Origin of the sequence: Rhodanobacter sp. MP1X3, assembly GCF_014207165.1 — a bacterium.
Classification (GTDB): domain Bacteria; phylum Pseudomonadota; class Gammaproteobacteria; order Xanthomonadales; family Rhodanobacteraceae; genus Rhodanobacter.
Window position 1 is genome coordinate 1 of sequence record NZ_JACHCO010000001.1, and the last position, 25,440, is coordinate 25,440.

Consider the following 25,440-nt stretch of genomic DNA (forward strand, 5'->3'; position numbering starts at 1 on the left):
TCAACCACTTGCAACCGATTCCTCGTGTTGCGTCTAAGACGTTTCGTCCTAGGTGAGCCGCCCATTCTATATCGTTTTTTGTGGCCGTCAACACCTTCGTTTCACTTTTTCGAAGATGCCGCGACTCGTCAAAACTGCGTGGACGACTCCGGGCCGCGCATCATACGAGCTACAGGAAAAAGCACAAGCACTAAATTTGAATATCGCGACTAAACCGCATTACACCGCGCGTTTTCAGACTGACACGAGACGCACCCGGGCAAAGTTGCGCTTGCCCACCTGCAAGACACCTTCAAATCCCACGCTGAAAATACGTTGTGCGTCTTCAGCCACCTCGGTGTCGATGCGCACGGCACGCTCCTTCAACTTGCGACTTGCTTCTGAATTGCTGGCCGTGATGCCTGCCGCCGTAAGCAATGCGGCGAGCCGGATGCCTTCGGCCGGAACGGCGATGTCGTTGAGCGGAAGCAGCGCGGTATCCCCTTCGCCACGCACTACCGCATGCCAACCGGCAATCGCCTGCTCGGCGGCGGCGGCATCGTGAAAGCGCGTGACCAGTTCGCGCGCGAGACGCAGCTTGGCATCGCGCGGATTCAACGTCCCATCGGCGATCTCGCGCTTCATCTGCGCCAGCTCATCCAGTGACACTTCAAAGCTGAGTAATTCGAACCAGCGCCACATCAACTCATCGCCAATCTTCATCGTCTTGGTGACCATGTCGATCGCCGGCTCGTTGATGCCGATGTAATTGCCGAGCGACTTGGACATCTTGTTGACGCCGTCCAGGCCTTCAAGCAGGGGCATGGTCAGCACGATCTGCGGTGGCTGGCCGTGGTGTTCCTGCAGCGCTCGCCCCATCAGCAGGTTGAATTTCTGATCGGTACCGCCGAGTTCGACGTCGCACTTCAACGCGACCGAGTCGTAACCCTGCACCAGCGGATATAGAAACTCATGAATGGCGATCGGCTGTTGCGATGCGTAGCGCTTGGCAAAGTCATCGCGCTCCAGCATGCGCGCCACCGTATGCTGGGCGGCGAGCTTGATCAGATCGGCAGCGGACATCTGGCCAAACCATTCGGAGTTGAAGCGCAGCTCGGTGCGCTCCTTGTCCAACACCTTGTAGACCTGACTGGCATAGGTCTCGGCATTGGCCAGCACGTCCTCGCGGGTGAGCGGTTTACGAGTGACGTTTTTGCCGGTCGGGTCACCGATCATGCCGGTGAAATCACCGATCAGGAAAATCACCTGATGGCCCAGATCCTGAAACTGCCGCATCTTGTTCAGCAATACGGTGTGACCCAGATGCAGATCGGGCGCCGTTGGATCGAAGCCTGCCTTGATGCGCAGCGGTCGACCGTTTTTCAGGCGCTCAATCAACTCTTCTCGCTTGATGATTTCGTCGGCACCGCGGGTAATCGTCGCCAACGCCTGCTCAAGCTCGCTCATGTATTTCTCTCGGATCGCAAGGTAATGAATCGGCCGTCATCGAAAGTCGTGACTATGCCAAAAGGTTAATTGTGCGTTAATCGGTAATGCCGCGCAAACCCTTGATGCAAAAGGGCGTTGACGCGATTTACACATGACAGTTATGGTACGACCTGTTTGCAATTCTGTATTGGCGGGCGGGTAAAAATGGCTGAAGAGAAGCAGGGCGCGCGTCAAGCGCGCAAGCAGGCCATCTGCCGCAAGGCCCAGCACCGTCACTCCCATTTCTACGAGCGTTTCGCACACTGGTCACTCCACCAGTCAGACGTTGTCGAGCCGATTCACTGGCATCGTGAGCGCTGGGTGCTCGCTGGCACCGCGCTGCTTATCACTCTGCTGTCCGGCTTCATCATGCCGGCCTGGGCCAGCGCGATGCGTCCCGCCGCCGTGCCGGAAGCTCATACATTACTGTCTCTTGCCTTGCCCAAAGTGGCAACGGTGAGCGCACCCACGCCAACCGTCGATGACTGGCAGGTCGTGCATGTGCAGCCTGGTCAAACGCTATCGGACATCTTCACTGGCCGCGGCTTGAGCATGACCGACCTGCAGAAGGTCATGGACGCATCGGGCACTGCCAAATCGGCACTGCACAATATTCACCCAGGTGAAGAATTCGATTTTCTGCTGGGCAGCGGTGGCAATCTCAAGGGTCTGCGTTTCGACCAGGATGACGCCAACCGCGCCACCGTGCGTCTTGACGGTGACCATCCCTCGGTCAGCATCCAGCAGCGTGATATGGATACACGTGAGCAGGTTGCCCATGGTGTGATACGGAGCAGCCTCTATGCTGCGGGCGATCAAGCCGGCATGGACGCAGCAATGGTCGGCAAGCTCGCTGATCTGTTCAAGTACGACGTCGATTTCGTGCAGGACCTGCGCGAGGGCGACAGCTTCACCGTGATTTACGACGACATCTATCGTGACGGCGTCCGCTACGGCGAAGGCAATATCGTTGCCGCCGAATTCATCAACCAGGGCAAGCGCTACACCGCCTATCGATTCAAGAAGGCCAGCGGTGACTATGGCTGGTTCAGCGAAGATGGCCGGCCGATCCAGAAATCGTTCCTGCGTATTCCGGTCGACTTCACCCGTATTTCATCCACCTTCAGCGTGGCGCGACTGCACCCGATTCTTGGCCTGATGCGCGCGCACAAGGGCGTGGATTACGCAGCGCCCACCGGCACACCGATCCATGCCGCCGGCGATGGTGTGATCAAGTTCAAGGGCTGGATGAACGGCTACGGCAATTTCGTCATCATCCAGCACAGCAGCACGATCAGCACGGCCTACGGCCACATGTCGCGCTACGGTACCGAACGTGTCGGCCAGCATGTCACCCAGGGACAGGTCATCGGCTTTGTTGGCATGACGGGTTTGGCCACAGGGCCGCATCTGCATTATGAATTCCGCGTCGATGGCGTACAACGCAATCCGCAGACGGTGACGCTGCCCAAACCCGAACTGCTACCCGCGGTACAGCTGGCCCGATTCAAGGCACAGGTGGTACAGCCGCAGCTGGCGCGACTGACGGAGTTGGACGCCCGTATCAAGCTCGCCCACGCGAACGCCCCTGCCAACAACGACAACTGAGCATGGCACGAGCGTGACTGATGATTCGGCGCTCTATATCGGACTGATTTCCGGCACCAGCGCCGATAGCATCGACGCCGCGTTGGTCAGCTTCGAAGGTGGCTTGCCGCAAGTCCATGCCACCTATGCGCACCCGTGGCCTTCCACACTGCGCGAACGCATGCTCAGCTTGATGCAGGACGAAGCGGCGCTGGATCTCGATGCATTTGGACATCTGGACGTCGAAATCGGGCACTGCTTTGCAGAGGCCGCGCTGCAGTTGCTGGAACAAAGTGGCACACCAGCTCACTTGGTGCGAGCGATCGGTTCGCATGGCCAGACCATTCGTCACCGGCCCACAGGGGACTATCCGTTCACCATGCAGCTGGGCGATGCCAGCGTGATTGCCGAGCGTTGCCACATCGATGTGATTGCCGACTTTCGTCGCGCGGATATCGCAGCCGGCGGGCAGGGCGCGCCGCTGTTGCCCGCATTGCACGCGATGCTGCTGGCGAAGGAAGGCCATGCCCGCGTCGTACTCAATCTTGGCGGCATTGCCAACATCACCGTGCTGGGTGCCGACGGCACGGTGCTCGGTTTTGATACCGGGCCCGCCAACGGATTGCTCGACGCGTGGTGCATGCGCCATCGTGGCGAGCCCTTTGATCGCGATGGCGCTTTCGCGTCCAGCGGCCACGTCGATGCCCACTTGCTCGAAGCACTCCTGGCCGATGCCTATTTCGCACTGCCACCGCCCAAAAGCACCGGACGCGAGCACTTCCATCTCGGTTGGCTGGCAGCGCATCGTGCCCTGGCTGGCATTCGTCCTGCCGATGTCCAGGCAACCTTGCTGGAACTCACCGCTCGCAGTGTGGCCGAAGCGATCGCTCAACAGACACCGACGACGGCCGATGTTCTTGTCTGTGGAGGCGGTACGCACAATCGCAGGCTCATGGAACGACTGACCGCACTGTTGGCGCCGCGCGTCGTCAGCAGCACGGCACAGCATGGCATCGACCCCGATTTTCTGGAGGCCGCCGCTTTCGCATGGCTGGCGCGCCAGCGCCTACTGGGATTGCCGGGCAACCTGCCGGCGGTGACGGGAGCGCGGGGTTCACGAGTGCTCGGTGCCATTTACTCGGCACCCACCGACGATGCGTCGGCATGGCGAAACCTCGGCCACAAGTAGAAGAACAGCAGTGTTGCTGGAATGATCGACAGTACGGTGATCACAAAGTACTGGCCATAACCCGTAGCCGCTGCGATGCCTCCGGCAAAGAAACCGAGTACCTTGCCTGGCAGATTGACCATTGAACTTAACAACGCGTATTGCGTGGCAGTGTGTTCACGATTGACCAGCGATGACAGGAACGCCACCGTCGGCGGGCCCAGCATGCCCAGCGTGAGGTTCTCCCCGGAAATCACCATGGTCAGCACAAGCAAATTGCCCGGATGCGCGATCAATGCCAGGTACAGAAGATTGCTGCAGCCACAAAGCACAACGGTGACACCCAGCGAGCGCCACGCACCCCAGCGAGCTACCGCTGCGCCACCGAGGAATACTCCGACGATGCCGATCCAGATGCCGTAGATCTTGGTGATACTGCCGATCTCGGTCTTGGAAAAGCCCATGTCGCGATAGAACGGACTCATCACGCCGCCAATGGTCGCCTGCTCGGGAATCTTGAACAGCAGGATAAACAACAGCGTCACAACGGCAATATGCCAACCATAACGGCGAAAGAAATCAGCAAACGGATCGATCACGCTTTCGCGCATGGCGGCACGCCAGCCGCGTGGAGCAACCAGGCGTACGTCAGGCTCCCGCGCCGCCAGTGTTGCCGCGATCGGTAAACCCATGGCGATCGCCATCACCATATATACCCAGCTCCAGGCGATGTGATCGGCGAGGATCAACGCCAGCGCACCGGCCAGAATCAACGCGATGCGATAGCCAAGCGAATACGTCGCGACCAGCGCACCCTGCGCCTCAATTGGCGCGATCTCGATACGGTAGGCGTCCACCGCGATGTCTTGTGTAGCGCCAAAGAACGCGACGACCAAGGTCGCGGCGACAAACGGAATCAATTGCGTCGGTGTCAAAAAAGCCATTGCCAGCAGGCCGGCGGCAACACCCAGCTGCGCAAATAGCAGCCAGCCGCGCCGGCGTCCCAGCCGTGAAAAGCCTGGGATACGCCAATGATCGAGTAACGGCGCCCACAAAAACTTGAGTGCGTACGTCATGCCCGCGCTGGCGATCATCGTGATGTCCTTCAACACGATGCCGTTTTCTTTCAGCCAATAAGCCAGTGTGCCGGCCACTAATAGAAACGGTAGGCCTGACGAGAAACCGAACAGCAGCATTGTCCAGGCCGCCGGCTGCGCAAACGATTTCCACACGGATGGCCTGGACGTCTTCACGTCACGCGCAGGCAGGCTTTTTCCGACCGACTCAATCGGCATAGTCGACGATATACGGCGCGTGATCGGAGAATCGCTGGTCGCGGTAGATCGAGCAATCCGTCAACCGCTCGCGCAGGTTTGGCGTGACGACCTGATAGTCGATCCGCCAACCGACGTTGTTGGCGCGCGCCTGGCCGCGGTTCGACCACCACGTGTACTCGACCGCATCGGGCTTGATCGCGCGAAAGCTGTCGACCCAGCCACGCTGCTGGAACAGCAGATCCAGCCAGGCACGCTCCTCGGGCAGACAGCCGGAGTTTTTCTGATTCGAGCTCCAGTTCTTGATGTCGTTCTTGGTGTGCACGATGTTCCAGTCGCCGCAGATCACATAATCGCGGCCGCTCTTCAGCCAGCCATCGAGGATCGGCGTGAACCACTCCATCGCCTTGAACTTGAACTGCTGACGCTCGTCACCGGACGAGCCCGACGGAAAATACAGCGATACGACAGACAGGTTGCCAAAGCGCGCCTCGATATAGCGACCTTCGTTATCGAACTCGTCCCAACCCAGCTCGGTCAGCACCTGATCGGGCTCTCGCTTGGCATAGATGGCGACGCCGCTATAACCCTTCTTGCTGCTGGCGTCCCGATAAAAACAGTGGTGCCCATCGGGGCGAAACATCGGGTCGCCGAGCTGATCTTCCTGCGCCTTGGTTTCCTGCAGACATACGACATCCGCATTTTGTGTGCGCAACCACTCGAACACACCCTTGGTCGCGGCGGAGCGGATGCCATTGGCATTGAGGCTGATGATGCGCATGAGGTATTCCGGCAAGTGATGCGTGATCATAACAACCTCGGGCCAACGTCATGGACCACGACGAGCGGTACCATGGTCGCTGTGCGCCGTGCGGCATCAGCACGCTGAACGATGCATCCTGAATTTTCCTGCCCTGAACATCCACAAACGAGGCGACCTGTGCACGATTACCAGCGCGACTTCATCGAACTCACGCTCAGCCGCGAAGTGCTGCGCTTCGGCGAGTTCACCCTGAAATCCGGTCGGCTGAGTCCGTACTTTTTCAACATGGGGCGGATCGATTCCGGTGCCGCTCTCGCACAGCTTGGCCGCGCTTATGCCGCCGCGGTGGTGGACTCCGGCATAGAGGTCGATATGTTGTTCGGGCCGGCCTACAAGGGCATTGCGCTGGCAGCGGCAACCGCCATCGCGCTGGCCGAGCAACATCAGCGCGATCTTCCCTGGGCCTACAACCGCAAAGAAGCGAAGGATCACGGCGAGGGTGGCACGCTGGTCGGCGCACCGCTGAAAGGTCGCGTGCTGATTGTCGATGATGTGATGACCGCCGGCACAGCCGTTCGCGAATCGTTGGCGCTGATTGAAGCCCAAGGTGCCACCGCTGCGGGCGTATTGATTGCGCTGGATCGTCAGGAGCGCGGGCAGGGCGAGCGGTCGGCCGCGCAAGAAGTGACGGCCGACTATGGCGTTCCGGTGATTGCGATTACCAGCCTCGACGACGTGCTGGCCTATGCAGGTGAACGGCCGCAGCTGACCGATGAACACGAGCGCCTGCTGGCCTACCGCGATCGCTATGGCGTCCAGCGCTGAGCACAACCCGTGCACTGCCAGCGTTGGCGACAACTGCAAACAGAGCATGCCGTATCGCCGGTTATACTGACGGCAACAGGGGGATTTATGCGCAAATTGTTATTTGTTTTTACCGCCGCCGCGTTGTTCGTAAACGTCGCGGCACATGCCCAAGCGCCGACCACAGGCAGCGGCATCCGCTACAAGTGGCACGATGGACAAGGCAAGCTGCACTTCAGCGACAGCCTCAATGCCGAAGCCATGAAATACGGTTTCGACGCGGTGAATGACCAGGGGATGGTGATCCAGCACGTATCGCGCCAGTTAACGCCGGACGAGCGGGCTGCGGCTAACAAATTAGCCGCCGAGCAGGCGGCAAAACAACAGGCCGAACAAAAGCGTCACGACGCCGAAGCGCAGATGCTGGATGCCTATCCCGACGAAAACTCGTACAAGATTTCGCAGCAACAGGCGCTCGATACGCTGGACCAGCAAATCCACACCACCCAGCTCAATTTGAAGACCCAGGAAAAGGCGCTGACCGACCTGCTTGGGCGAGCGGCGGAAATAGAACGGACGCAAAAAACGGTGCCGAAATTCATCAACGACAGCATCGCCAACCAGCGCGCCGTGGTTACCGGCCAGCAAAATACCTTGCAGCACCAGCAAGCGCTGCGCACGCAGATGGTCCAGGATCAGGCGACTCAGCTGGCGCGCTATCGTGAACTCAAAGCGGCACAGGCAAGTCCAGCGCAATAGTTATTGTCATTTAGATGGTTAGATCAGACTCATGGATCTGATCATTTTTAAAAAGGGCCGGTGCAGACCGGCCCTTTTTTATTCGGCTTCGAATCAGAAACACCGCACTATCAAAACGGCATCTTCAGCGTGAAGTCGACTGCCAGTAGCTGCTTGCGGAAAACCTGCTGAATGCGCTTGAGCGCCACCGCATCGTCAGCCTCGAAACGCAGCACAAGCACCGGCGTGGTGTTGGAAGCACGCACCAGCCCCCAGCCATCGGGCCAATCCGCGCGCAGCCCGTCGATGGTGATCAGCGTGGCGTCACCAAAACTGGCCTGCTGCCGCAATTTATCCATGAACGTGTAGTGCTCGCCTTCGGCCAGCTCGATCTTCAATTCGGGCGTGGAAACACTTTTCGGAAGCGTGGCGAAGATCTCTTCGGGCGTACGCCCCTGCATATCGCCGCCGAGGATTTCCATCAGTCGCGCCGCCGCGTAAATACCGTCGTCGAAGCCGTACCAGCGCTCCTTGAAAAAGAAGTGTCCGCTCATCTCGCCAGCCAGCTCCGCACCCGTTTCGCGCATCTTGGCCTTGATCAGCGAATGGCCAGTGCGCCACATCAGCGGGCTACCGCCAGCATCCAGAATCTGACCCTTGAGATGGCCGGTACACTTGACGTCGTAGATCACCGTGGCACCGGGCTGACGTGACAGCACATCCCGCGCAAACAGCATCAGCAGGCGATCGGGGAAAATGATCTCGCCCGAGCGGGTCACCACACCCAGACGGTCGCCGTCGCCATCGAACGCGATGCCCAGGTCGGCGCCGGTACTCTTCACCGAAACAATCAGGTCTTCCAGATTGTGCGGGTCGGATGGATCGGGATGGTGGTTCGGGAATGTGCCATCGACTTCGCAATACAGCGGAATGACATCACAGCCAATGCCTTCCAGCACCTGCGGTGCCAGCGCGCCAGGGATGCCGTTGCCGCAGTCGACGACAATCTTGAGCGATCGTTCGACTTGCACGTCACCGACGATTTTCTCGATATAGTCAGACGTCACGTCAACTTGTCGCAGCGCACCCTGACCGTCGCTGTTGAGCGCGCCTGTGGCGATACGCTGATACAGATCCTGGATCGCGCCTTCGGATAGCGTCTCGCCACCGACCACAATCTTGAAGCCGTTGTAGTCCGGCGGATTGTGGCTGCCTGTGACCGCTACACCGCAACCGGTGTTGTATCGAAACGCTGCGAAATAAACGACCGGGGTCGACACTGCGCCGATATCGATCACGTCGATGCCGGCAGCACGCAGACCATCCGACAGTGCACCAGCCAGTTCGGGACCGGACAGACGACCGTCTCGGCCCACCACGATTTCGCGCAGGCCCTTTTCGCCCATCAGCGTGCCGATCGACTGACCGAGTGCACGGGCAACCTCCTTGTTCAAGGTTTTTCCCACCACACCACGCACGTCGTACGCGCGGAAAATGCTGGGATCGAGCTCGATTGCCGGTGCAGAGGGCAACGGCGGGGAGGGTCGCGCGGCAGCTGCCGCGGTGTCGACCGGTGGACTGAGCTTTTTAATTCTTGCGGGCAGCGCCACCTCTTCGGGTTCAGGCGCTGCGGATTCAGTCGCACGGATGCGCAGGCGCAGCAGAAAAAAGGCACCCCCGATCCCTAACAGAGTCAGCAGAGCTGCCAGTGGCCACACGTGCGGCAGCACGATAAACGCATCCGGCAGCCCCGCATAGACACTGAATGCGCTACCGGCCACCGGCTTTCCCGCTACCTCTGCTATCGCCGACGTGGCGCCATCGGAGGACAAACCCATCTCTCCATGGTCGTCGCCCTGACGAAGCTCGAGCCGACCACCGGCTGGCGACACCGATTCGAACAGTTGCTGCAACGGCGCAAACGGCAACTCGACCCAGACCCAGACCGTCGGTTGTTGCGATGGTCCCAGCGGCACGATGAGGCTGAGATGACGATCCCCATTACCCACGGATACGCTTTGCATCAATGAAGGGCCATCGGCACTCCGCGCCGCCATCAACTGGGCTGCCTTGGCATAGCCAAATTCGTGATAGTTGGCGTGCAGCACTTCGTTCAGATCACCGCTATACAACTCCAGCCTTTGCACCTGTGGAAGCTGCTGGCGAAGCGCCAAGGCGCTCTTGACCGGATCGCTCATCACCGTGGCGGGATCGACCGAGCCCAATACTTTTTGGACCTTGCTGCGCTGGGCGGCGATCTCGACGGTCAGCGCATGCACGGCCTGATCCTGCGCCGCATGAACGCGCTCGATCGAACTGCCCTCTTCAGCAATCAACCAGGTCTGCCATGCGCAAAAAAGCCCGAGCAGGAACAGCAGCGTCGCGCCGGCCAACGGCAGCTGACGCCGCCAGTCAACCTGCGAATGCCGCAAACGTCCTACCGCGATGCTCAACGCCATGTTCCATCCCCGAGATTTTGGTTGCAGCCCCCCAACACATCCAGCCCATCCTACCTAATTGATACCGGTAGAACCGAACCCGCCAGCACCACGTTCGCTGACAACAAATTCCGTCACGACATTGAGGCGTGCCTGTGCGACCGGCACCAGTAGCAGTTGTGCGATGCGATCGCCGACGTCGATGGTGTACGGCTCGATGCCGCGGTTCCAGCACGAAATCATCAGCGGCCCCTGGTAATCCGCATCGATCACGCCAACCAGATTACCCATCACCAACCCATGCTTGTGGCCCAGGCCCGAGCGCGGAACGATCAACGCACACCAGCCCGGATCGCCAATATGAATGGCGATGCCGCTGGGCACCAGCACACTCTCGCCGGGCGCCAGTGTCAGTGGCCGCTCCAACGCCGCGCGCAGATCCATGCCGGCGCTGCCGATGGTCGCTGTCTCAGGTAGCGGAATGCTGTCGCCAAGGCGCACATCCAGAATTTTCAATGCTATGTCGATGACCGGTCGATTCATCCGGCGCGGCTCGCGCGATAGCACTGCGCAATCTGCGTAATGAGCTGACGGGCAAGCTCGGGTTTGGCTGCGCGCGGCAGCTCGATCGCACCATCGGCCCAGTAGACGCTCAACGCGTTGTCGGCCGCTTCGAAACCGAGGCCTTCACCCACCTGATTGGCAGCAATCATGTCCAGCCCCTTGTTTCGCAGCTTGTGCTGCGCGTAGTTCGCGACATCGTGCGTCTCGGCGGCAAAGCCGACCAGAAACGGATGCACCGGTTTGGCTGACAGGCTAGTGAGGATGTCGGGGTTCTCACTGAGCTGCAACGACAGGCCAGCCCCATCGCGCTTCTTCAACTTGTGCGCGGAGACATCGTTGGGTCGGTAGTCGCCGACCGCCGCCGCGCCGATGTAGATGTCTGCCAGAGCCGACGCATCCAACACGGCAACATGCATCTGCGCCGCGCTGCGCACATCGATGCGCCGCGCTACGCCAGCTGGCGTAGGCAGACTCACGGGCCCTGCAACCAGGGTCACGTCGGCACCGGCCAGTGCGGCGGCTTGCGCGACCGCAAAGCCCATGCGGCCCGAACTGCGGTTGCCGATGAAGCGCACCGGGTCGATATCCTCATAGGTCGGGCCGGCACTGACCACCACATTCAATCCGGCCAGCGAACCGTCGCCAAACGACGCGGCCATGGCATCGCGCAGCTCGTGCGCTTCAAGCATGCGGCCGCTACCCACGTCACCGCAGGCCTGGTCGCCCGACGCCGGACCAAGCAGGCGCACGCCGCGCTGGCGCAGCGTCTCGATATTTGCCTGAGTGGCCGCATGCGCCCACATCTGCTGGTTCATCGCGGGCGCTACATACAGCGGCGCTGCACTGGCCAGACACAGTGTGGTCAGCAGGTCGTCGGCAAGGCCGTGTGCCAGCCGCGCGAGAATGTCTGCACTGGCGGGTGCGATCAAAATGCGTTCGGCCCAGCGCGCCAGCTCGATATGCCCCATCGCCGCCTCAGCCTGCGTGTCCCACAGACTAACCCGCACGCTCTGGCCCGACAGCGCCTGAAAGGTGGTTGGGCTGACGAAATGCGTGGCGCTTTCCGTCATCACCACGCGCACGTCCGCGTCCAGATCGCGCAGGCGGCGAACCAGTTCGCAGGACTTGTAAGCGGCTATGCCGCCGGACACTCCCAGCAAGATACGGCGTTTGGCAAGACTCATGTAGGGCGGGCCTGACAATCGGGCAGACCGCTAGCTTACCGGATTCATTTGCCTCATCCGCTGCCTTTGATGTGCAGCAGCTGGCAGTCTGACGGCATGAGTATTCGAGACTGGCCCGAAGGCGAACGTCCCCGTGAAAAACTGCTATCCCGCGGCAGCGCCACGCTGTCCGATGCCGAGCTATTGGCGGTACTGCTGGGCAGCGGCAGCCGCGGGAAGGATGCCATTGCACTGGGTCGCGAGCTGCTCGGCAATGCCGGCAGTCTCGGCGCGCTACTGAGCAGTCCTGAGCAGCAGATCCGCGCCGGAGGCCTCGGTCCGGCCAAAAGAGCACGGATTGCCGCCGCGCTGGAATTGGCGCGGCGCAGCCTCGCCGAAGAGCTGCAGCAGCGGCAGAGTCTGGGCAACCCACGCGACAGCGGCGATTATCTGCGCGCCCGACTGCGTCATCTGCCTTATGAGGTATTCGGCTGTCTTTACCTGGACAACCGCCACCGGGTGCTGGCCTTCGAAGAACTGTTTCGCGGCACTATCGATGGTGCCAGTGTGCATCCACGCGAAGTCGTACGTGCCTGTCTGCAGCACAACGCCGGCGCGGTGATCTTTGCGCACAATCACCCGTCCGGAGTGGCCGAACCCAGTGCGGCCGATCGTGCGATCACGCATGAACTGCGTGACGCCCTGCAACTGGTCGGGGTACGCGTTCTCGATCACCTGGTGATCGGCAGCGGCGAGCCGGTATCAATGGCGGCGCGGGGGCTGCTGTGAGCTGCTACCACCGCCGCTACAAAATCCTCGGGCACAAAAAAGCGGCGTAGATAAACCACGCCGCCGGGCCGATTTTAGTGAGGGAGAGAGCGGCGTCTCCGGATGCCATGCATGGAGGGGAGTCATGTCAGGCACCTGCTTATCTTCGCCATGCTGCATGACAACCCGATGACCTCTGCCGTTCGAGAGGAGTGCTGCAGGTCTCCGAAACTTATACACAAAATGGTGATACCGCCCCCTGCAGAGGTCATTGTGTATACGGATCGAGGTATACATCGTAAGTATTTAATAATAATCATTTATTTATCGACTTTTGCCGATTCTGCCCATACCACCAACAGCTTGCGTTACCCAAGTCCTGATTTCCCCACAGACTTATCCACAGGCTCAAACACCGCGGTGCATCAAATCAGCACCCGTTTGCACGCGAGATGCCCGCAAAGTCGTTGAGGCGCCGTATTACCGCCTGCCGCATAAGGCGGTCTGTTAAGATCGGCGGTTCCATCCGAATTCGATCTCACCCGTGAAAGCACAGCTGCGCGAACTGGTTCTGCAGGCAATCAAGTCTTTGCAAAACGACACCACCCTGCCCGCGGACCTGGTGCTGCCCAGTTTTGTGATCGAACGCGCGCGCAGTCGTGAGCACGGCGACTTTGCCTGCAATATCGCGATGCTGCTGGCTAAACCGGCTCGTGCCAAGCCACGCGAGCTAGCCGACAAGCTGGTCGCCGCGCTGCCCGCCAACGCCCTGGTGGAAAAAGTGGAGATCGCCGGACCCGGTTTCATCAATTTCACCCTGGCCGCCAGCGCCTATCACGCAGAAATTCGTCAGATTCTCGATCAGGGCGATGCTTACGGCCGCAGCGAAAGTGGCGCGGGCAAGACCGTGGGCGTGGAGTTCGTCTCCGCCAATCCGACCGGACCATTGCATGTGGGCCACGGCCGCAATGCCGTTATCGGAGACTGCCTCAGCCGCCTGTTCGAGGCCACCGGCTGGAACGTGAAGCGCGAGTTCTATTACAACGATGCAGGCGTGCAGATCGCGAATCTGGCGATCTCCGTGCAGGCGCGCGCACGCGGCGTGACACCGGACGACAGCAGCTGGCCGGAAAACGGCTACCGCGGCGATTACATAGCCGACGTGGCGCGCGCCTACCTCGATCGTGAGTCGGTGATCGCCGATGGCGAAACGGTGGTGGGTGCCGGCGATGTCGACAATCTCGATGCAATCCGCCGCTTCGCCGTGGCCAGCTTGCGCCGCGAGCAGGATCTCGACCTGAAGGCGTTTGGCGTTGGCTTCGACGTCTATTTTCTCGAGTCGTCTCTCTACAGCGACGGCAAGGTGGACGAAACCGTGCGGGGATTGGTCGCCCATGGCCACACCTACGAGAGCGAAGGTGCACTGTGGCTGCGCACGACCGACTACGGTGACGACAAGGACCGCGTGATGCGCAAGTCCGACGGTACGTTCACTTACTTCGTGCCCGACGTGGCTTACCACCTCAGCAAATGGCAGCGCGGCTACCAGCACGCCGCCACCGTGCTGGGCTCCGATCACCACGGCACCCTGGCGCGCGTCAAAGCCGGCTTGCAGGCACTGGACGCCGGCATCCCGAAGGACTGGCCGGAGTACGTGCTGTACCAGATGGTCACGGTAATCCGCGGCGGTGAAGAGGTGAAGATTTCCAAGCGCGCCGGCAGCTATGTGACTCTGCGCGATCTGATCGACGAGGCCGGTCGCGATGCCACGCGCTACTTCCTGATCGCTCGCAAGACCGACTCGCAGCTGATCTTCGACATCGATCTGGCGCGCTCGCAGAGCAACGACAATCCGGTGTATTACATCCAATATGCGCACGCTCGCGTGTGCAGCGTGCTGCGCCAGGCGCCCGAAAAGGGCTTCACCTTCGATCTGCAGGATGGTCTTGCGCATCTCGCCCGGCTGGACAACGAACACGAGCAGATCCTGCTGACCGAGCTGTCGAAATACCCGGAGCTGGTCGAGGCCGCCGCAGTGAATCTGGAGCCGCATATCATTGCCGCGTGGCTGCGCGAACTGGCCAATGCGTTTCATACTTACTACAACTCGCATCAGTTCCTGGTCGACGACGACGCGCTGCGGAACGCGCGCCTTGCACTGGTGGTCGCCACCCGGCAAGTACTGAAGAATGGTCTGGGTTTGTTGGGCCTGAGCGCCCCGGAGAGCATGTAATGGCACCACGCAAGGGCAAGGGTCGGCAGGCCGTGCGCAATAACAGCGGCGGCTTTCCCGGCTGGGGTTATGCGGTGATCGGCATCGTACTGGGCGTCATCATGACGGCGGTGGTGATGCGCGGATCGCTGTTCGACAGCCTGCACAAACCCGATGGCCCGCAGGCCAATCCGCAGGCCACCGCGGAAAGCAGCAGCGATCCTGGCGTGGTGCCGGCAACCTCTGCCGAAGCCGCGCCGAAAAAGCCGCAGTTCGATTTCTATTCCGTGCTGTCGGAGAAGGAAGTGCGGATTCCCGATGCCGTGATCAGCGCACAGGCACGTGCCGAACAGCAAAAACAGGCGGCTGCCCAGCAGCAGGCTGCCGCTCAACCAACCGCCGCAGCGCCGTCAGCGCCCGCCAATACGAATGCGCCGGCGGCTATCAGCGAAACCATTACGGCCGCACCCGCCGCCCCGGCACCGACCTCCGCGGCTAGTAGTGGCTATCTGCTGCAGGTCGGCGCGTTCCCGAACCCGTCCGACGCAGAAACCTTGAAGGCAAAACTGGCCATGCAAGGCTTTGTCGCAACGGTGCAATCCGTCAATGTCGGTGGCCAGGCTTACCATCGCGTGCGGCTGGGACCGTTCCACTCCGCCACGGATCTGGAATCGACCAAGCAGCGGCTGGCCAGTGCCGGCATCAATGCGATTGCCCTGAAGGAAGGCAAATAGCTCAGGCTTAACCGCGCACATGCCTCATGCACAAGTTGCATAAGAGGCGCCGTTTTTGTTTGGACGGCTAAAACGACATCGCGTGTTTAACCGGTTATGCTCAGGGTTCGTCCCCGTATGGATCGTGCCCATGAAACGACTGCTGTTGCTGCTTACCTTGCTGATCGGTGTCAATGTGTCTGCCGCCGAACTGCCGTATAACACCACCGCCGATGCGAATGCCGACGTAGCGCACGCGCTGGCCCAGGCCAAGGCAAGGCATACGCCGGTGCTGCTGATCTTTGGCGCCAACTGGTGCGAGGATTGCCGCTCGCTCGATCGCGCGCTAAAGACCGAAAAGAATGCCGGGCTGATCAAGCAGCAGTTTCAGGTGGTGAAGATCGACGTCGGCAACTTCGATCACAACCTCGATATCACCAAGCGTTACGACGATCCGACCAAGAACGGTATTCCTGCGGCAGTGATCGTGTCGCCGGACGACAAGATTCTCTACTCCACGAAAGCGGGCGAACTGTCGAACGCGCGCCGGATGAATGACGATGGCGTCTACGGCTTCTTCAAGCAGGCGATTGCCACGTCGCAGTCCGCAACGAAGTAACCGCTGCGGGTTGGAAATGAGCTGGGCGGGCCTGAGCCGCTCAGCTTTTGCGCTTCAACCGGATCAGCGCCGAAATATCGTCATCGCCATAGCCCTGACTCATCAGCTCGGCGTAGTCGGCCAATGACTCTTTGATGAGCCGGCTATCGATTCCGGCCTGCTCGGCGATACCGCGTACGATACCCAGGTCCTTGTGCAGCAGGGCGAGCTTGAAGCCCACGCTGAACTCATCGCGCAGCATCGTCGCGCCGCGCTTTTCCAGAAACCAGTTGCCGGCCGCGCCAGCGCCCAGCGTGGGAATCAGCCGCTCCGGATCGAGTCCGAGCGCCTCACCCAAGGCGAGTCCCGCGCACACCGCCTGGGCGATGCCGGCCACCAGCACCTGGTTGACCGCCTTCGTCGCCTGTCCCGCCCCGACCGCACCGAGATGGGTCACCTTCAAGGCATAGGCTTCCAGCACCGGCCGCGCACGCTCGAGCACGTCAGCATCGCCACCGACCATCACCGACAGCTTGCCGTTCTTGGCGCCTTCCACCCCGCCGGACACCGGCGCATCGAGGAAATGCGCGCCGACTTCGCCAAGGCGTGTCGCGGCACGTCGTGCGGTGTCCGGCGCCACGGTCGAATGATCGATCACGATGGCCCCCGGCTGCAGCTGCGGCACCAGCGCTTCGATCGTGGACAGTACATCGGCATCGGCGGTGACGCACAGCGCAATGACATCACACTTCGCGGCCAGCTCGGCCAGCGTGTCCGGTGCGGTTACCTCTAGCTGTTGCGCCAGCGCCGTCGCTTTTGCATGCGTACGATTGGCGACGGCAACCAACAGGCCGTGCTCATTAAGATGGGTCGCCATCGGCGCACCCATCGCGCCCAGACCAATGAAACCTGCCTTGATGCTCATCTGTAGTCCTTGAAGGGTTGTCGATTTTCGCGCTGTACGCAACTAACCGTATCTACTGCATATGCCAGCCGTGGCTGACCACGATCGACTGTCCGGTCAAGGCGGCGGACGGGAAAGTGGCCAGATACAGCGCCGTCTGGGCGATGTCCTCGACCGTAGTGAACACGCCATCGACGCTGTCTTTCAGCATCACGTCCTTGATCACCGCTTCCTCACTGATACCCAGCGAAGCGGCTTGTTCGGGAATCTGCTTTTCGACCAGCGGCGTGCGCACGAAACCCGGGCAGATCACATGCGAACGCACGTTATGCGCAGCACCTTCCTTGGCCAGCGTGCGCGCCAGGCCAAGCAGGCCATGCTTGGCAGTGACATAAGCCGATTTGAGTTTCGATGCCTCATGCGAGTGCACCGAGCCCATGTAGATCACCATGCCGCCCCGGCTCTTGTCGGTCGTGTCATCTTTTTTGTACATGTGCTGCAACGCGGCCTTGGTGGTCAGAAAGCCGCCGTCGAGATGGATCGCCAGCATCTTTTTCCAATCGGCGAAATCGAACCGGTCGATCGGGTTGACGATCTGCACACCGGCATTGGAGACAAGGATGTCCAGACGTCCAAACGCCTTGACCACCGCATCGGTGCCGGCGTTGACGGCGGCCTCGTCGGTCACGTCCATCGCGATACCGATCGCCTTGCCGCCAGCAGCATTGATCTCGTCAGCCACCTTGTCAGCAGCTTGCTGGTTGATATCGGCAATGGCTACGATGGCACCATGCTGCGCATATACCTCGGCAATAGCCTTGCCGATACCGCTGGCCGCACCGGTGATCAGCGCCACTTTGCCGTCGAGACTTGTCATACCGACTCCTTCACGCAAGGGAAGTACCGATGATAGGGCGACTCGATACCTGGCCCTTCCAGACTCGGGCCTCTGCGAGTGCACCGGAAGCCTGCAGGGAGATTCAGGATTGAATCGGGTGCAGTGCAAACCAGCCCAGGCAAAGCGCGCCGGCCACGATGCAGTAGATGCCAAACGACGCCAGACGTCCGTGGCCTTCGAAATAACGCATCAGGAAACGCACACTGAGATAGGCGGCGATAAAGGTCAGTAATCCGCCCAAGGCGGCGGTGGCGAGCTGGGCGTGGTCATGCAGCAGCTTCGGCAATTCCAGCACGCCGGCCGCAAGAATGATCGGCGTGCCTAGCAGGAACGAGAATTCTGCCGCGTCCTTGCGGCTCAGTCCGACTCGACTGCCTGCGATCATGGTCAGGCCGCTGCGCGAAAAACCGGGAATCAGCGCACCAATCTGCGCAACCCCCACCAACGCAGCCTGCACGAGGGTCAGGCGTTGGGGTCCGCCCTGCGGCGCATCGTCCTCGCGCTGGCGACCACCGAGCCACAACACGATGCCATTCACCATCAGGGCCAGCGCCACAATGCGCAAATCGTGGAACAGATGTTCCAGCGGTTTTTCCAGCCACAGACCCACCAGGCCTGCCGGTATCGTGCCGACAATCAAACCCCAGGCCAACTGTCCGTCGTCACTGGAGCGGCCGCGTAAGGTGCCAAAAAATCCCTGGGCAACAGCCATCCAGCGGGCGCGGAAATACCACAGCAACGCCATCGCTGTTCCCAGATGCAAAGACACCAGAAACGGCAGCAGCGCCGGCGTATGTTTGTCCAGATGCACACCAAATAGCGCCGGAACCAGCAAGGTATGACCGAGACTGCTGACCGGGAACAGCTCGGTCACACCCTGGAGGACACTCAGCAATAGCAACAGCAGTACATTCATCTCGTCGTCCTTACTTCGATAGTCATGCGCGATGCGCGCCGATCACTCTGCGCAAGAGGGATCCGCATGGCGTAAGTAGTGATCAGGCGATTTCCGCCAAATAGGTATAACCAAGCAATCCTCGGTGTAGCGATCCGGTGAGCAATGCGGCCTCTTCGCCAACGATACCGGCTGCAGTCATCTTGTCAGCATAGGCTGCGCGCAGCGCGGCCAGGTCGTAGCCGACGTAATCGAGCATCAGATCGGTGGTGTCGCCGCTTCGCTTGTGCGCGAATACATAGCTGTCGCCGTCGACCCGCACGTTGACCGCATCGGTGTCGCCGAACAGATTGTGGATGTCGCCCAGCGTCTCCTGGTACGCACCAACCATGAAGATCCCGAGCCGATAGCTCTCGCCCTCGTTCAACGCATGCAACGGCAGGCTCACGTCGACGCCCTCGGCATCGACATAATGATCGATGCGGCCGTCCGAGTCGCAGGTGAGGTCGACGATCACGCCGCGGCGCGTCGGTTGCTCGTCGAGCCGGGCGATCGGGGCGATCGGGAAAATCTGCCCGATCGCCCAGATATCCGGCACCGATTCGAACACCGAGAAATTGACGAAGTATTTGTCGACCAGCTTCTCGTCCAGCTCGTCCAGCGCCTGCCGGTGCGAGCGTTCGGCAGGCAGCAGGCGCGTGCGTACGGCGTTGGCGATGGCGTAGTACATCTCGTCCAGCCGCGCGCGATCGGTCAGCGTCAGCTGGCCCAGCGCGTACAGGGCCTGACCTTCGGCAAGATGATGCTGGGCTTCGTGGAACAGTTCCAGCGGTGGGCGGCGATCCAGCTCCTCGTGCGTTTCGCGCAAGCGGCGCAGCACGGCCGGCTCGACCGCATCCGGCGGTGGAATCGAGCCGGTCGGCACTTCTTCCACTTCGGTGACATTGACCACCATCACCGCGTGGTGTGCGGTCATCGCACGCCCCGCCTCGGTAAGGATGTGCGGCGCGGTCAGCCCCTCCGACTCCACCGCCTCGGCCAGCGACTGCACGATGGTGGCGGCGTACTGGTCGATCGAATAGTTGATCGAATTGTGGCTGCGCGAGCGCGTACCTTCGTAGTCGACGCCAAGGCCACCGCCAACGTCGACGATCTCCAGCGGCACGCCCATGCGGGTCAGCTCGACGAAATAGCGCGTGGCTTCGCGCATGCCATTGGCAATGTCGCGCACGTTGGAAATCTGCGAGCCCATGTGGAAATGCTGCAGCTTCAGCGTGTGCTTGAGCCCGGCCGCATCCAGCCGCTTGATCAGCGTGAGCACCTGATCGGGCGACAGGCCGAACTTGCCCTTGTCGCCACCGGTGTTCTGCCACTTGCCCGCGCCGATGGACGCCAAGCGCACGCGCACGCCGAGCAACGGCTCTACACCCAGCGCCTTGGCCTCGGCAAAAACATGGTCGAGCTCGGACAATTTCTCGATCACGATATGCACGCGCAGGCCCAGCTTCAGCCCGATCAGCGCGAGTCGCACATACTCACGGTCTTTGTAACCGTTACAGATCACGATGGAACCGGGTCGCGCCATCGCCAAAACGGCCATCAGCTCGGGCTTGGAGCCGGCCTCGAGGCCGAAGCCGTGCGTGCCCGCGGCCACCAGCTCCCCGGCCACGCCGCGCTGCTGGTTGACCTTGATCGGGTAGATGGCCGTATAGCCGCCCGCGTAATTCCACTCGCCGATCGCCTTGGCAAACGCGTCCTGCAGCCGCGCCAGGCGATCGGCCAGGATGTCAGGAAAACGCACCAGCAGTGGTAACCGCAGGCCCTCTTCGCGGGCGCAGGCCACGATACCGGGCAAGGAAAGGACGGGGCCGGTCGGGCCGCGGGGACGCATCACGATATGACCGGCCGCATCGACGTCGACATAGCCGTCGCCCCAGTGCGCCATCGCATAGGTATCGCGGGCGGCGGCGGTATTCCACTGTTTCGCCATGGAAGGCATCTCCTCAAGTAACCAGATCTGGACGGCCGTGAGCGTCGTGCCCAAACAGCCTGTCACTAGCAGATGCGTCGCAGCGGCGAGCCTTGACGGCGTTGTCCGCTAACGCGCCGCCAACAGGGCTACGCGTCATCGGGCACGAAGTTCGGCCGACCGGAAGCCTCGCACGCCGCGGGGCCGATCGAACTTGCCGGCCGAACAACGCACTGCGCCGGTCAACCGAACCGCCATTGTAATGGTCACCTGTGACGATATGCGTATGGCAGTTGGACGCGCCTTGACGGCAAGCTTTTTTAGGATGCCGCCACAGCAGTTACAATGGACGACCCTAATCTCCCTTCGCACGTCAGGAACACCCGCCATGTCGCAGCAGCCCACGCCGAATGAAGCCCGCTGGTTCACCGAAGCCCACCAGGCTTCCGGCTCCTCCATCGGTTTCCGCACCGAGCAGCAGCTGCACGCCGAGAAGACGCCGTTCCAGACCATCGAGATCTACAAGACCACCGACTGGGGCAACCTGATGGTGATCGACGGCTGCGTGATGCTGACCACGCGCGACAATTTCCTCTATCACGAGATGATGACGCACCCGGCGCTGTTCACCCATGCACGCGCCAAGCGTGTGGTGATCATCGGTGGCGGTGACTGCGGCACGCTGCGCGAAGTACTCAAACACGAGGAAGTGGAATCGGCTGTGCAGGTCGAGATCGACGAGCGCGTGACGCGGCTGGCCGAGGAATATTTTCCCGAGCTGTGCGACAGCAACAACGACCCACGCGCCCAACTGCTGTTTATCGACGGCATCAAGTACATGGCCGAAGCGGAGCCGGAGTCGCTGGATCTGATCATTGTCGATTCGACCGATCCGGTTGGCCCGGCCGAGGGCCTGTTCAATTCCGCGTTCTACGCTAGTTGTTACAAGGCGCTGCGCCACGGCGGCATTCTGGTGCAGCAGAGCGAATCGCCGCTGGTCCATCTGGACCTGATCAAGTCGATGCGTTCGGCGATGCGCACTTCGGGCTTTTCCGCCGTGCGCACGCTGCCGTTCCCGCAGCCGTGCTACCCCACCGGCTGGTGGAGCTGCACCATGGTGCGCAAGGGCGGCGATCTGTCCGGCTTCCGCGAGCGTGGCGCGATCAGCAAGAATTTCCCCACCCGCTACTACAACGCCGACATCCACAAGGCCGCGCTGGCGCAGCCGGAGTTCATGCGCGAGGCTCTGGGCGAGTAATCGCGCGCGAGTCATCGAAGTGACACCACGACACGGCGCTTCCGCCGTGACGTGATGATTGGGCCACACTTCCTGGCCGCAGACTAGCGGGCCACAGGCCCGGCCTTTTGAAAGATTTGCTCAAACCTGATGCCCATGAACCAAGAGGTTCATGGCACGGGCGGTCGTGCGTTGGGCGAATACCCAACAGGACCATGAACACCGCAGATCTGCCAAGTCAATCGCATAATCCGCGCCAGAAGCCGAACTACCGCCCAAAACGGGCATCCGGACGCGCTGTGTTCCGCGGACGTTCGGTTTTCTTCGGATAGGGTGAAGGTGAATCAAGGACGTTCCATTTCGCATGGTGTGACGATCACCCCGGTCGCACATCTGTCTTGAGGCATGTTCAGAAATAGCCAAGGCCTTCACGTGTTCAAAAGCATCCTAGTCGTGTGTGTAGGCAATATTTGTCGCAGCCCTACCGCCGAGTACCTTTTCCGCCACCGCCTTTCCGCTACCGATATAAACGTTGAATCTGCCGGCCTAGGTGCGCTGGCTGGGAATGGCATGGATGCAACCGCTCTTGCTGTTCTTGCCGACCACGGCATTGATGGTGGCGCACACGTCGCACGTCAACTCAATGAAAACATGCTGCGCTCTGCAGAGTTGGTCCTGGTACTGGAGAAGCGTCATGTGGCCACGATTGTTCAAACCGCACCACAAGTCAGCGGCAAAGTTTTCATGCTAGGCAAATGGCAAGGGGACAGGAACATTCCTGATCCTTATCGCCAGCATCGCGTCGCTTTCGAACATGTCTACGACTTGATCGACGATGCAATCTCGAGCTGGGTCGAACGCCTCCAGTGATTCACCTCAACCCCCGCACATCAACGATCGTGCAAAGCAGGTAACGAATGCCCCATACGACCGATCAGAAAAAAGACGATGACAGCATCGACCTCCGTGAGCTCATTGGCACATTGCTCGACCGCAAATGGCTGATCATCGCCGTGACGCTTATTTTTCTGGTCGTCTCGCTGGCTTATGTGACGCTGGCCACGCCGATCTATCAGGCCGATTCGCTGCTCCAGGTAGAGCAAACCATGCCAACGCTGCCAGGGCTGAGCCAGCTCAGCCAGACCTTGGGAGCCTCCACTTCACAGGCCGTGACGGAAATCGCGCTGGTCACATCGCGCCGTGTGCTTGGCAAGGCGGTAAGCGATCTCAAGCTGGATATCCTGGTACAGCCATGGCGCTTTCCGCTGATCGGCGGCTACATATCACGCCATTACCTACCCGATCATCCCGGCGATGTGGCTCCGCCACATATAGGTCTTAGCCGCTACGCATGGGGTGGCGAAAAGCTGGACATCTATCAACTGGATGTTCCCACGCCACTATTCGGCAAGACACTGACTTTGCGGGCCGGGCAGAACGGCCAGTTCACCCTGTATGACAATCACGACGACCTGCTGTTGAACGGCGTCGTCGGTCAACCGGCCAGCGGACACGGTGTAACCATCCAGGTCGCAACACTCAAGGCCAATCCGGGTACCAGTTTCGACGTCGTCCGGCAGCGCACCCTGGCGGCCATCGATCAGCTGCAACAAAAGGATATCGATGCCGAGGAACAAGGCAAGGACTCGGGCATCATCCAGGTGACCTATCCCAACGCCGATCCTGACCTTGCGATCGCCGTACTGAACCACATCGACGACGAGTACGTACGTCTGAACGTGGCTCGCAACTCCGAAGAAGCCGCCCATCAGCTCGAGTTCGTCAAAGGCCAACTGCCCGGCGTGCGCCGCGACCTGGAAAAAGCGGAGGCAGCGATGAATGTCTTCCAGGTCAAGGCCCACTCGGTAGACATCACCATGCAGACCAAGGCCTTGCTGGATCAGTCCGTCGCCCTGGACAACAACATCGAGCAGTTGCGCATGCAACAAGCCGATATCGAACGTCGCTACACGAGCCAGCATCCGGCCTACAAGGCATTGATGCAGCAGATCGGCACATTGAATACGCAGAAGGACGGCCTTGAGAATCAGATCGGCCAATTGCCCGACACCCAGCAGCAACTGTTGAAGCTGGACCGTGATGTACAAGTCAGCAATACCACCTATACCAGCCTGCTCAATCAGGCCCAGCAACTCGATATTGCGCGCGTCGGTACGATCGGCAATGTGCGCGTGGTGGACGTGGCCGCAACCGACATTACCTCGCCGCTCAAGCCAAAAAAGATCCTGATCGTGTTGATCGCCCCGTTCCTTGGCTGTTTCCTGGTCATCGGATACGTGCTGCTGCTGCAGGTTTTCAACCGCGGCATCGAGGATCCTGCCAGCATCGAGGAAATCGGCCTGCCGGTTTATGCCTCTATTCCGCTGAGCTCGGCACAAAGTGAGGACTCCGCTCGCGAGCGGCGGCGCGATGGCAGACTGCATTTGTTGGCGGTTAATGCGCCGGCAGACCTGGCCGTCGAAGCATTGCGCAGCTTGCGCACCAGCCTGCACTTTGCCGGGCTGGAGGCGAAGAACAACGTGATGATGATTTCGGGCGCCAGCCCGAATGCGGGTAAAACCTTCATCTCGACCAACCTGGCAGCGGTGATCGCCAACGCCGGCCAGCGCGTGCTGCTGATTGACGGCGATCTGCGCCGGGGCGATTTGCACCGTACGCTAGGTGACAAACACAACAATGGTCTGTCCGAACTGCTCAGCGGCAAGATCGATCTGGAAAAGGCCAGACGCCATTCCACCGTGGAGAATCTGGATTTCATCCCGCGCGGCCAGGTGCCGCCGAATCCCTCGGAATTGCTGACGCACCCGAATTTCGGCGCGTTCATCGAGCGTATGGCCGCGTCGTACGATCAGGTGATCATCGATACGCCACCGATTCTGGCAGTGACCGACGCCGCCGTGATTGGTCGCCACGCTGGCATCAGCCTGCTGGTAGCCCGATTCGGCGTCAATCAACCGAAGGAACTGGCACTCGCCATGCAGCGATTTGAACAAAACGGTATCCCGCTCAAGGGCGCGATCTTCAATGCCGTGGAGAAGCGCACGTCCGGCTATTACAGCTACGGCTACGCTAACTATGGAAGTGCCGTTGACGACGGCTGAAGCAAAGTCGTCCGGGCGCCACCGGAAAACTTGGCTCAGCGCACACAGCGCAGAACCAGTTCCCGGCAATGGCGCCCCTCGGCATGGTGGCTCATCCAGGCGTCTGCCACGCACGGCCGTGTGGTTCCGACGGTCTGATTGTCGCTGTCAGCTGAATC

Annotated in this window: 21 protein-coding genes; 11 read left to right on the forward strand and 10 right to left on the reverse strand. The window is 60.6% G+C overall.

Annotation, left to right across the window (positions count from 1 at the left end):
* Window positions 1-234 precede the first annotated feature (234 nt).
* A complete protein-coding gene (tyrS, locus tag HDE79_RS00005; protein ID WP_184599886.1) occupies window positions 235-1,446 on the reverse strand; it encodes a tyrosine--tRNA ligase in 1,212 nt (403 codons plus the stop codon).
* Window positions 1,447-1,632: 186 nt separating this feature from the next.
* Here tyrS and HDE79_RS00010 point away from each other — a divergent pair, with 186 nt between their 5' ends.
* Both HDE79_RS00010 and HDE79_RS00015 read left to right on the forward strand, forming a co-directional pair.
* Window positions 1,633-3,075 (forward strand): M23 family metallopeptidase, encoded by a 1,443-nt coding sequence (locus HDE79_RS00010; RefSeq protein ID WP_184599887.1) that lies wholly within the window; start codon window positions 1,633-1,635, stop codon window positions 3,073-3,075.
* 13 nt (window positions 3,076-3,088) lie between these two features.
* Complete coding sequence (locus tag HDE79_RS00015) at window positions 3,089-4,243, forward strand: anhydro-N-acetylmuramic acid kinase (protein ID WP_184599888.1); 1,155 nt, start codon at window positions 3,089-3,091, stop codon at window positions 4,241-4,243.
* On the opposite strand, the gene HDE79_RS00020 is transcribed toward HDE79_RS00015, so the two are convergent.
* Together HDE79_RS00020 and HDE79_RS00025 are read right to left on the reverse strand one after the other, a co-directional pair.
* Complete coding sequence (locus tag HDE79_RS00020; protein ID WP_184601037.1) at window positions 4,189-5,418, reverse strand: MFS transporter; 1,230 nt, start codon at window positions 5,416-5,418, stop codon at window positions 4,189-4,191. The genes HDE79_RS00015 and HDE79_RS00020 overlap by 55 nt on opposite strands.
* Before the next feature lie 88 nt (window positions 5,419-5,506).
* Window positions 5,507-6,277 carry an exodeoxyribonuclease III gene (locus tag HDE79_RS00025; protein ID WP_184599889.1) on the reverse strand — a complete coding sequence of 257 codons (771 nt, stop codon included), beginning with the start codon at window positions 6,275-6,277 and terminating at the stop codon, window positions 5,507-5,509.
* Between the two features lie 159 nt (window positions 6,278-6,436).
* Between HDE79_RS00025 and pyrE the strand changes: the two genes are divergently transcribed.
* Window positions 6,437-7,084 carry an orotate phosphoribosyltransferase gene (gene pyrE / locus HDE79_RS00030; protein ID WP_184599890.1) on the forward strand — a complete coding sequence of 216 codons (648 nt, stop codon included), beginning with the start codon at window positions 6,437-6,439 and terminating at the stop codon, window positions 7,082-7,084.
* A 9-nt stretch (window positions 7,085-7,093) separates the two neighbouring features.
* The gene (locus tag HDE79_RS00035) at window positions 7,094-7,822 is read left to right on the forward strand and encodes a DUF4124 domain-containing protein (protein ID WP_343205885.1); all 729 of its coding nucleotides are present in this window, start codon (window positions 7,094-7,096) and stop codon (window positions 7,820-7,822) included.
* A gap of 110 nt (window positions 7,823-7,932) precedes the next feature.
* On the opposite strand, the gene HDE79_RS00040 is transcribed toward HDE79_RS00035, so the two are convergent.
* From HDE79_RS00040 to coaBC, 3 genes are read right to left on the reverse strand one after another with little or no spacing between them, the layout of a single operon-like run.
* Entirely contained in the window at window positions 7,933-10,260 is a 2,328-nt protein-coding gene (locus HDE79_RS00040) for a phosphomannomutase/phosphoglucomutase (RefSeq protein WP_184599891.1), read from the reverse strand.
* A gap of 54 nt (window positions 10,261-10,314) precedes the next feature.
* Entirely contained in the window at window positions 10,315-10,782 is a 468-nt protein-coding gene (gene dut, locus HDE79_RS00045) for a dUTP diphosphatase (protein WP_184599892.1), read from the reverse strand.
* Window positions 10,779-11,987 (reverse strand): bifunctional phosphopantothenoylcysteine decarboxylase/phosphopantothenate--cysteine ligase CoaBC, encoded by a 1,209-nt coding sequence (coaBC, locus tag HDE79_RS00050; protein ID WP_184599893.1) that lies wholly within the window; start codon window positions 11,985-11,987, stop codon window positions 10,779-10,781. Before coaBC ends, dut begins: the two co-directional genes overlap by 4 nt.
* A 96-nt stretch (window positions 11,988-12,083) precedes the next feature.
* On the opposite strand from coaBC, the gene radC reads away from it, so the two are divergent.
* From radC to HDE79_RS00070, 4 genes are all read left to right on the forward strand, one after another.
* Window positions 12,084-12,755 (forward strand): DNA repair protein RadC, encoded by a 672-nt coding sequence (gene radC, locus HDE79_RS00055; protein ID WP_184599894.1) that lies wholly within the window; start codon window positions 12,084-12,086, stop codon window positions 12,753-12,755.
* A 523-nt stretch (window positions 12,756-13,278) separates the two neighbouring features.
* Window positions 13,279-14,967: an arginine--tRNA ligase gene (gene argS / locus HDE79_RS00060; RefSeq protein WP_184599895.1), complete on the forward strand. Its 1,689-nt coding sequence runs from the start codon at window positions 13,279-13,281 to the stop codon at window positions 14,965-14,967.
* The gene (locus HDE79_RS00065) at window positions 14,967-15,680 is read left to right on the forward strand and encodes an SPOR domain-containing protein (protein WP_184599896.1); all 714 of its coding nucleotides are present in this window, start codon (window positions 14,967-14,969) and stop codon (window positions 15,678-15,680) included. Before argS ends, HDE79_RS00065 begins: the two co-directional genes overlap by 1 nt.
* 130 nt (window positions 15,681-15,810) lie before the next feature.
* Complete coding sequence (locus HDE79_RS00070; protein ID WP_184599897.1) at window positions 15,811-16,278, forward strand: thioredoxin family protein; 468 nt, start codon at window positions 15,811-15,813, stop codon at window positions 16,276-16,278.
* Between the two features lie 40 nt (window positions 16,279-16,318).
* Here HDE79_RS00070 and HDE79_RS00075 read toward each other — a convergent pair whose 3' ends face one another.
* The 4 genes from HDE79_RS00075 to speA form a co-directional block, all read right to left on the reverse strand.
* A complete protein-coding gene (locus tag HDE79_RS00075) occupies window positions 16,319-17,182 on the reverse strand; it encodes an NAD(P)-dependent oxidoreductase (RefSeq protein ID WP_184599898.1) in 864 nt (287 codons plus the stop codon).
* Between the two features lie 52 nt (window positions 17,183-17,234).
* Window positions 17,235-18,038, reverse strand: coding sequence for a 3-hydroxybutyrate dehydrogenase (locus HDE79_RS00080; RefSeq protein ID WP_184599899.1), 804 nt, complete (start codon window positions 18,036-18,038; stop codon window positions 17,235-17,237).
* Between the two features lie 103 nt (window positions 18,039-18,141).
* Window positions 18,142-18,975 carry an undecaprenyl-diphosphate phosphatase gene (locus HDE79_RS00085; RefSeq protein WP_184599900.1) on the reverse strand — a complete coding sequence of 278 codons (834 nt, stop codon included), beginning with the start codon at window positions 18,973-18,975 and terminating at the stop codon, window positions 18,142-18,144.
* Window positions 18,976-19,057: 82 nt separating this feature from the next.
* Window positions 19,058-20,944 (reverse strand): biosynthetic arginine decarboxylase, encoded by a 1,887-nt coding sequence (gene speA, locus HDE79_RS00090; protein WP_184599901.1) that lies wholly within the window; start codon window positions 20,942-20,944, stop codon window positions 19,058-19,060.
* Between the two features lie 367 nt (window positions 20,945-21,311).
* Between speA and speE the strand changes: the two genes are divergently transcribed.
* From speE to HDE79_RS00105, 3 genes are all read left to right on the forward strand, one after another.
* On the forward strand, window positions 21,312-22,181 hold the full coding sequence (speE, locus tag HDE79_RS00095; RefSeq protein ID WP_184599902.1) for a polyamine aminopropyltransferase: 870 nt from the start codon (window positions 21,312-21,314) through the stop codon (window positions 22,179-22,181).
* Window positions 22,182-22,565: 384 nt separating this feature from the next.
* Complete coding sequence (locus HDE79_RS00100; RefSeq protein ID WP_221439971.1) at window positions 22,566-23,030, forward strand: low molecular weight protein-tyrosine-phosphatase; 465 nt, start codon at window positions 22,566-22,568, stop codon at window positions 23,028-23,030.
* Between the two features lie 47 nt (window positions 23,031-23,077).
* The gene (locus HDE79_RS00105) at window positions 23,078-25,282 is read left to right on the forward strand and encodes a polysaccharide biosynthesis tyrosine autokinase (RefSeq protein WP_184599904.1); all 2,205 of its coding nucleotides are present in this window, start codon (window positions 23,078-23,080) and stop codon (window positions 25,280-25,282) included.
* The last annotated feature ends 158 nt before the right edge of the window (window positions 25,283-25,440 follow it).

Coding starts and splice junctions, on each gene's coding strand:
- tyrS (WP_184599886.1), bottom strand. CDS start 1,446: ATGAGCGAGCTTGAGCAGGCGTTGGCGACGATTACCCGCGGTGCCGAC.
- HDE79_RS00010 (WP_184599887.1), top strand. CDS start 1,633: ATGGCTGAAGAGAAGCAGGGCGCGCGTCAAGCGCGCAAGCAGGCCATC.
- HDE79_RS00020 (WP_184601037.1), bottom strand. CDS start 5,418: ATGCTGCTGTTCGGTTTCTCGTCAGGCCTACCGTTTCTATTAGTGGCC.
- HDE79_RS00025 (WP_184599889.1), bottom strand. CDS start 6,277: ATGCGCATCATCAGCCTCAATGCCAATGGCATCCGCTCCGCCGCGACC.
- HDE79_RS00040 (WP_184599891.1), bottom strand. CDS start 10,260: ATGGCGTTGAGCATCGCGGTAGGACGTTTGCGGCATTCGCAGGTTGAC.
- dut (WP_184599892.1), bottom strand. CDS start 10,782: ATGAATCGACCGGTCATCGACATAGCATTGAAAATTCTGGATGTGCGC.
- coaBC (WP_184599893.1), bottom strand. CDS start 11,987: ATGAGTCTTGCCAAACGCCGTATCTTGCTGGGAGTGTCCGGCGGCATA.
- radC (WP_184599894.1), top strand. CDS start 12,084: ATGAGTATTCGAGACTGGCCCGAAGGCGAACGTCCCCGTGAAAAACTG.
- HDE79_RS00065 (WP_184599896.1), top strand. CDS start 14,967: ATGGCACCACGCAAGGGCAAGGGTCGGCAGGCCGTGCGCAATAACAGC.
- HDE79_RS00070 (WP_184599897.1), top strand. CDS start 15,811: ATGAAACGACTGCTGTTGCTGCTTACCTTGCTGATCGGTGTCAATGTG.
- HDE79_RS00075 (WP_184599898.1), bottom strand. CDS start 17,182: ATGAGCATCAAGGCAGGTTTCATTGGTCTGGGCGCGATGGGTGCGCCG.
- HDE79_RS00080 (WP_184599899.1), bottom strand. CDS start 18,038: ATGACAAGTCTCGACGGCAAAGTGGCGCTGATCACCGGTGCGGCCAGC.
- HDE79_RS00085 (WP_184599900.1), bottom strand. CDS start 18,975: ATGAATGTACTGCTGTTGCTATTGCTGAGTGTCCTCCAGGGTGTGACC.
- speA (WP_184599901.1), bottom strand. CDS start 20,944: ATGGCGAAACAGTGGAATACCGCCGCCGCCCGCGATACCTATGCGATG.
- speE (WP_184599902.1), top strand. CDS start 21,312: ATGTCGCAGCAGCCCACGCCGAATGAAGCCCGCTGGTTCACCGAAGCC.
- HDE79_RS00100 (WP_221439971.1), top strand. CDS start 22,566: ATGTTCAGAAATAGCCAAGGCCTTCACGTGTTCAAAAGCATCCTAGTC.
- HDE79_RS00105 (WP_184599904.1), top strand. CDS start 23,078: ATGCCCCATACGACCGATCAGAAAAAAGACGATGACAGCATCGACCTC.